Annotated in this window: 9 protein-coding genes and 2 pseudogenes; 10 read left to right on the top strand and 1 reads right to left on the bottom strand. The window is 49.6% G+C overall.

Annotation, left to right across the window (positions count from 1 at the left end; genetic code table 11):
* Positions 1–580, top strand: a pseudogene (locus HMPREF3119_RS19600) (terminase); the annotation flags it as partial.
* A gap of 476 nt (positions 581–1,056) precedes the next feature.
* Here HMPREF3119_RS19600 and HMPREF3119_RS20000 read toward each other — a convergent pair.
* Positions 1,057–1,176: an EspF repeat-containing protein gene (locus HMPREF3119_RS20000; protein ID WP_223302382.1), complete on the bottom strand. Its 120-nt coding sequence runs from the start codon at positions 1,174–1,176 to the stop codon at positions 1,057–1,059.
* Between HMPREF3119_RS20000 and HMPREF3119_RS19995 the strand changes: the two genes are divergently transcribed.
* The 9 genes and pseudogenes from HMPREF3119_RS19995 to HMPREF3119_RS02055 form a co-directional block, all read left to right on the top strand.
* Positions 1,131–1,961, top strand: coding sequence for a DUF4055 domain-containing protein (locus HMPREF3119_RS19995; protein WP_371327750.1), 831 nt, complete (start codon positions 1,131–1,133; stop codon positions 1,959–1,961). The two genes, HMPREF3119_RS20000 and HMPREF3119_RS19995, sit on opposite strands and share 46 nt — an antisense overlap.
* 345 nt (positions 1,962–2,306) lie before the next feature.
* Entirely contained in the window at positions 2,307–3,026 is a 720-nt protein-coding gene (locus tag HMPREF3119_RS02090; protein WP_246829232.1) for a minor capsid protein, read from the top strand.
* Between the two features lie 65 nt (positions 3,027–3,091).
* A complete protein-coding gene (locus HMPREF3119_RS02085) occupies positions 3,092–3,778 on the top strand; it encodes a hypothetical protein (RefSeq protein WP_052926036.1) in 687 nt (228 codons plus the stop codon).
* A gap of 5 nt (positions 3,779–3,783) precedes the next feature.
* Positions 3,784–4,743: a major capsid protein gene (locus HMPREF3119_RS02080; RefSeq protein ID WP_070578219.1), complete on the top strand. Its 960-nt coding sequence runs from the start codon at positions 3,784–3,786 to the stop codon at positions 4,741–4,743.
* A gap of 45 nt (positions 4,744–4,788) precedes the next feature.
* Positions 4,789–5,166 carry a DUF7370 family protein gene (locus HMPREF3119_RS02075; protein ID WP_036414535.1) on the top strand — a complete coding sequence of 126 codons (378 nt, stop codon included), beginning with the start codon at positions 4,789–4,791 and terminating at the stop codon, positions 5,164–5,166.
* A 1-nt stretch (position 5,167) separates the two neighbouring features.
* Positions 5,168–5,509, top strand: coding sequence for a hypothetical protein (locus HMPREF3119_RS02070; protein WP_070578217.1), 342 nt, complete (start codon positions 5,168–5,170; stop codon positions 5,507–5,509).
* 1 nt (position 5,510) lies between these two features.
* Entirely contained in the window at positions 5,511–5,879 is a 369-nt protein-coding gene (locus tag HMPREF3119_RS02065; protein WP_052926039.1) for a hypothetical protein, read from the top strand.
* Positions 5,876–6,247, top strand: coding sequence for a phage tail termination protein (locus HMPREF3119_RS02060; RefSeq protein WP_048822304.1), 372 nt, complete (start codon positions 5,876–5,878; stop codon positions 6,245–6,247). Before HMPREF3119_RS02065 ends, HMPREF3119_RS02060 begins: the two co-directional genes overlap by 4 nt.
* Before the next feature lie 64 nt (positions 6,248–6,311).
* Positions 6,312–6,536, top strand: a pseudogene (locus tag HMPREF3119_RS02055) (DNA breaking-rejoining protein); the annotation flags it as partial.

The raw sequence follows: 6,536 nt of genomic DNA, 5'->3' as shown, positions 1-6,536 counted from the left end.
ACGCATTGGCGAAATCCCTGATAACTCACATCTGCCGGTGCATACGTACTGGGATATCGGTGTGGGTGACTCCACTTCAATCTGGTTTGTGCGTGAAGTCGGTGAAGAATTTCACATCATCGATCACTACTCAAACAGTGGCGAAGGTCTGCGGCACTACATGAAAGTACTGAAAGACAAAGGCTATGAATATGCCAGCCACAACGGGCCGCATGATATCGACAACCGCGAGTTCGGTTCAGACGCGAAATCACGCCGGGAACTGGCGCAGGAAGGGTACGAAATTGACGGGCAAACCTACTCCATCCGCTTTGAGGTGGTGCCGAAGCTATCCGTTGATGAGGGTATTGAGGCAGTGCGCGAAATCCTGCCGCTCTGTGTATTCGATGAGAACAAGTGTGGCGAAGGCATTACCCACCTTGAGGCGTACCGGAAAGAATGGGATGACAAACGCGGGTGCTGGAAAGATAAACCACTTCACGACTACACATCACACGATGCTGACGGATTCCGTTATTTTGCGGTCAGTCGCCGCAACGTCAAACGTCTGACAAAGTCTCTGACATTCAACTGGAACTGATATGAATACAAACGTGGATTACAAACATCCGGCATACACCGAATTTTTACCGGAATGGAATATGATCGGGGACTGCGTTGACGGTGAGCGCGTAGTGAAAAGCCGCGGTGAAAAGTACCTGCCGCACCCCGCAGATAAAAAGCGGGATGACGATGATGGTGAGCGATACAAAAAATATCTTCTCCGTGCTTCGTTTCTGAATGCAACCGGACGAACATTAAGCGGATTACTCGGTATTGCATTCAGTAAGCCGGTAAAAATCAGTATATCGGGTGGAACAAAGAGTCTTGAAGCTGATATTGATGGTCAGGGGCAACCATTGACTCAGATGATCCGCGATGCATTGTCTCAGGTATTGCAGCGTGGCCGTGCCGGACTGCTCAGTGATTTCAGTGGGGCAGGTATCCAGACTGAGGCAGACAAAGGCAGACCATACGTCCGGTTGTTTACGGCGAAGGAGATTATCAACTGGCGGGTCACCGGCGGGAAAACATCACTAGTTGTTGTGAAATATCAGGAACCGGTTGAGTCTGATGATTTTGAACTGCAAATGCAGGACCGCTGGATTGAGTTACGTCTGATCGACGGGTTGGCACACTCAAGGCGGTGGCAGAAGGACAGTGAAATCAGCTCTGGCGAGTGGATAAAATTCACTGATGCGCAGGGAAAGCCGCTTTCTGAGTTGCCATGGTCGTGGATTGGGTCAAAAAACAATGACCATACTCCTGATGCGCCACCACTGGCGGACATAGCTTATATGAATATAAAGCATTACCAGATTGAGGCAGATATTGCAGAGTCAGCACACACTATCGGTCAGCCGATGGTTGCGCTGTCAGGCCTGACAGATGACTGGGTGAAAAACCACATGTCAGGCGGGTTCACAGTCGGTTCCCGCAAAGGAGTGTTGTTGCCTCAGGGTGGCGATATGAAGTTTGCACAGCCGGAAGAACGCACCATGCAGATTATTGTGGCAGAGCGCCGGGAAAAGCAGATGGCAATGCTGGGAGCAAAGCTGGTTGAGCGAGGTTCATCGGCGAGAACAGCAACACAGGCACTGGATGAAGCACAGACGGATAACTCTGTTTTATCGTTGAGCGCCGGTAATGTTGAGCGGGCTTTTAATCGTGCGCTGGCTTTCTGTATTCAGTTTGCCGGAACTGGAGAAGCTTCTGTTGAACTCAATAAGACATACGAGATTGCGCAGTTTGATTCGGCAGCAATTACTGCACTTCTGGCATCTGTGCAGTCCGGCAATATGCGGATTGTAGATTTTATCCGGTACATGCAGGGGGCGAACCTTGTCCCGCAGGATGAGAAACCGGAGGATGTAGCTGAAGAGCTGGAGTTGATCAGAGGTACAAATATGCTGGGAGTATAAAATATGCGGCCGGGTCTCATTTTTGATAATGCACTGATGATTCAGATTATGCTGGAAAGGCTCAAGTCATCAACTGCTGACATACGTGAACTGGTGTCAGATATTCGCGCTGCTGTAGCATCTGCATTATCCGGATATTCCGGTAGTGTTTCCTCAGTCAGCAGAGCGAAATCAATTGCGCTGGCGCTGAGAAAAACGCTAAAGCCAGTTCTTTCCGGTTATTCTGACAGGTTACTTGATGACATTATCAACGCCGCTGTTGTGATGGCAGACGCTGAATATCACGGGTTTAACTCACTGGTAAAAAACGTTAATCCGGCTGATACTGACAAGGTGCGCAGAGATGTGCAAAACATACCGCTCTCTCTGACGGGATGGAACAGCTCCCTGTTTCTCGCCAAATTCATTGAGTCGTGGGCCGATACAGCCATGCAGCAGATAGAGAATCAGGTGGTGATATCGTTGTCGTCAGGCGGGAGTGTGGCTGGTCTGCAATCAGCGATTAACGGAACTTCAGCGGAACCGCTGATAATCGCAGCGGCAGTGGTTGGCAGGGTGGTCAGGGGATTTCAGACTGTTGCCAGAACGACATTACAACATGCTCACAGTGTGGCGGCGACGGATTTCTATAAAGAGAATTCTGACCTGATTAAGTATGAGGAATTCAGTGCAATACTGGATAACAAAACATCGGCAGTGTGCCGTTCTCTGTCCGGCCGCCGTTATCCGCTTGGTAAAGGACCGAGACCTCCGCTTCACCCTAACTGCCGTAGTCGCTTGCTCCCGGTGCTTGATGAAAAATATGCAGACTTGTTTGTCACAGAGCCGGTCGGTAATTCTGAATGGGGCGAAGAAACTTATTACGAGTGGCTTTACCGCCAGCCAGCGAACAGGCAGAACATTGTGCTTGGTAAGACCAGGGCACAGTTATTCCGTGACGGCGGGTTATCACCGGAACGATTCGCAAAATTACAACTCGATAAATACTTCAGACCAATAACACTGAAGGAACTTCAGAAAATCATACCCGATGCCTTCAGAAAGGCCGATATCGAACTCAAATGACCCGCTCCGGCGGGTTTTTTATTACCTGTAGTCAGTGACTACACCATCAAAACCAGAGGTTGACGATGTTTAAGTGGAAATTAACCAAAGAAGAATTTGACGTGCTGACTGAAGAGCATAAGGCCATGTACAAAGAAGCCGGTGACGGATACCAAATCCAGATTGACGGCATGCCTGACATCCCGGATGTGTCCGGTCTTCAGAAGAAAGTCGATGAACTGTTATCTGAGAAGAAATCAGAACAGGAAAAGCGCCGTCAGGCTGAAGAAGCCGCAAAGAAAGCTGCAGAAGAACAGGCCCGTAAAAACGGTGATATCGAATCACTGGAAAAGAGCTGGGCTGAAAAACTCAACATCCGCGAAAAAGAGTTACTGACACAGTTACAGGAAAAAGATGCCAGCCTGCAAAAACTTTTGGTTGATAACGTCGCGCAGTCGCTGGCGACAAAACTTGCGGGTGACAGTGCTGCTCTGATTGTGCCGCATATCAAATCACGCCTTGCCGTTGAAGATGGTAAAACCCGCGTGGTGGACGCAACTGGGCAACTATCAGCTCTGACTATCGATGAGCTGGAAAAAGAATTCAGAAATAATCAGTTATTTGCGCCGGTCATTATCGGCAGTAAGGCAACCGGAACCAGGGGTGACGGAGGCAAAGACAAATCACCTGCCGGAGGCAGTGATAAACCCAAAAGTGTGAATCCATTGGTGGATCGCGCACGTGAAATCATTGCAAAAAATACAGAGGCATAAGATTTATGACATTGCATATTTTTCAGCACCAGGTATCTCTGGCAGCGACAGAGTTGGTGGCTCAGGCAGTACAGCAGTTTAATGAAGCATCCGGCGGTGCGCTGGTTTTCGGTGATGGTGACCATATTGGTGATTACATCGAGCAGACATCATGGCAGTTACTTGGTGGTCTGGCACAGCGTCGTAATGCATACGGATCAGGTAATCTTACACCGCAGGAGTTAGGGCAAATTCTCGACCGGATGATTAAGGTCGATGGTCGTATCGGGCCGGTATCTGTCACTCCGACGATGATGAAGCGCCTGGGTAAAGACGTAGCAGAAGCGGCAGCGGTAGTATCTGCGCAGGCTGCAGAAGCGATGCTTCAGGATTATCTGAACACTGCCGGTGCGGCATTGAAAGCGGCAATCTCCGGCAACGCTGCGGCAGTTACTGATCTGACAGCAGCAGGAAGCGCACCATCACTGCGCGGGTTAAACAAAGGCACCCGTCCGTTTGGTGATGCGTATTCCCGTATTATCGCCTGGCTGATGGACGGTGCAACGTTCAATGACTTTATGGACGAAACGCTAACCAACTCCAGTAACCTGTTCCAGATTGGTAACGTGGCCATCAAGCAGGACGGATTCGGGCGTCGTTTTGTAATTTCTGATATTCCGTCTCTGTCTGAAGGTAATAAGCAGCATTCACTCGGTCTGGTTACCGGTGCAGCGGCTGTACAGACCTCACCGCTGATCATGAAAGCGCAGGACGTTCTCGGACAGGAAAACATTAAGGCTCTGATGCAGGGGGAATATGATTTCACCATCGGTTTGCGTGGTTATCAGTGGGCGAAGGACAGTATCAAGTCACCGACTAACGAACAGGTAGCCGCAATTGATAACTGGAAACAAATTGCTGCAAGCATCAAAGACACTGCCGGGGTTATGGTGACATTCGGTAAAGATGCTGATGCAGGCGGTTAGGCTGCTAAATCTGCGAAGTAATCGCAGTAATAATCCGGAGGTGATATGGCAGTACAAATCAGTCCGGAGCAGATAGGCGAGCAACTGGAAATGATGGGGTTTGAGGCTCCTGATTTTGCGGTTGCCGCCGCATTATCTGTAGTGGACAGCATTGACGGATGCCTTGATAAGGCAGGGTATACGGATGCGGTGATGACGCTTATCAAGGTGTATTCCGTCATCCTCATCCTGTCTGCGGCTGATGTCCGTAAAATTGCATCAGAACATGCACCGTCCGGTGCTTCAGTTTCGTACCAGTATTTTGCTGACGGCAGAAAATCATTGCTGAAATTGTTATCCGCGCTGGATATCGCCGGATGCACAGATAACCTGCCTATTGACCGGCCGGTCGGCATTATTCAGTTTGACGTGAACCGAGGGTGATATGGGTAAAATCCTTCGCCGGTTCTGCAAGGGATGGGCAACTATCTGGAAGATTGAAGGCAACGACAGTTACGGCAAGCCGAAATTTTCAGAGCCCATTCATATCCGGTGTGACTACGGAAGCAGGATGAGTGACGGAACAAAAACGGTAGGCACTGAAATTGTCATCAAAAATGTCATCTGGACGGAATACAGCGAAGCCACACAGGATGATTACATCGCTATCGGCAAGCATGACGGACAAGATCCGTTCGTGGCCGGAGCCAGCAGAATCAAAGCTGTTGACCGTGACCGCGATATTAACGGCGGCAAAGATGACTACACTCTAACAACGGTGGTGTGACATGGGAGCAAAAGTAATCGGTATTAACCGTGCTGTTGCTGACCTTAATGCGCTGGTCGGTAATATCACGTCAAAGAAAGTCAGCAGGGCCATGCATCGTGCGCTGGATATCGGCGGCAGACAGGCTGCGGTATACACGCCGATTGATACAAAGACACTGATCAACTCTCAGTTCCGTGATGTGGAGGTGAAAGGAACGTTGTTTACCGGGCGTGTGGGTTACTCAGCATCCTATGCTGTTTTCGTTCACGACCCGAATGTGAAGCAGAGCTTCCGCAGACCGACAGCGAAGAAAGAATTCCTCACTAAAGGCTTTGAGGAAACACAGCAGATGATTGACCAGGCTGTCGCGGAGGAAATGCGCATATGACCACCATCGAGCAGGTTAAGCGTTATTTTTCCGAGTCAGGGCTGTCTGACGGTTTTATCATTCAGGACTATGAATGGTCAGAATCCGGCGGACACGACCTGGATGCGTACATGGTTTTTCAGCAGCGGGACGGAACCGGAAGAATCAATGATCTTGGTGGTGACGATTTTTTCACAGTGTCGTTAATTTCAGGTAAGAATTGGGTGGAGTTTGTCGCTCAGAGAGCCTATGAAATACTTGATTATGTCAGGTGCCATGCTCAGTCTCATGGCTTGAATTTCATTATCAATATTTCCGGGTTCGTGAATCCGGTTCAGACGGCAGAGGGGAGGTATTGGATTCCCCTGACCTTCCGCTGCACATCATAAACAAACACACTTCAAACAGGTCGCTTCGGCGGCCTTTTTTATTTGCAAATAAAGAGGTTACAACATGGCACAATGCCCTGATGATAAAGGCCTGGTGATGGGTAATGCGGGAATTCTCCGCATCGCGTCCGGTTGCCCCGGTACGGCTCCTGAACAGTCCGCATTTCTGCGTCTCGGCGCACTGACCAGCAAAAGCGTGGATTACGGAACTGAAACAGTTACATCCAAGGCTGATGACACGAAAGGCCTGACTGAGGCCATCGTGACCGGTCTGGATTTAACCATTAAG

It is taken from the genome of Morganella sp. HMSC11D09, from assembly GCF_001807955.1.
In the GTDB taxonomy this organism is placed as follows: Bacteria; Pseudomonadota; Gammaproteobacteria; order Enterobacterales; family Enterobacteriaceae; genus Morganella; species Morganella morganii.
The sequence above is the reverse complement of the archived record's forward strand: the minus strand, read 5'-3'. Positions and strand labels throughout refer to the sequence as shown.

Coding starts and splice junctions, on each gene's coding strand:
- HMPREF3119_RS02070 (WP_070578217.1), top strand. CDS start 5,168: ATGGGTAAAATCCTTCGCCGGTTCTGCAAGGGATGGGCAACTATCTGG.
- HMPREF3119_RS02065 (WP_052926039.1), top strand. CDS start 5,511: ATGGGAGCAAAAGTAATCGGTATTAACCGTGCTGTTGCTGACCTTAAT.
- HMPREF3119_RS02085 (WP_052926036.1), top strand. CDS start 3,092: ATGTTTAAGTGGAAATTAACCAAAGAAGAATTTGACGTGCTGACTGAA.
- HMPREF3119_RS02060 (WP_048822304.1), top strand. CDS start 5,876: ATGACCACCATCGAGCAGGTTAAGCGTTATTTTTCCGAGTCAGGGCTG.
- HMPREF3119_RS02075 (WP_036414535.1), top strand. CDS start 4,789: ATGGCAGTACAAATCAGTCCGGAGCAGATAGGCGAGCAACTGGAAATG.
- HMPREF3119_RS19995 (WP_371327750.1), top strand. CDS start 1,131: ATGCAGGACCGCTGGATTGAGTTACGTCTGATCGACGGGTTGGCACAC.
- HMPREF3119_RS02080 (WP_070578219.1), top strand. CDS start 3,784: ATGACATTGCATATTTTTCAGCACCAGGTATCTCTGGCAGCGACAGAG.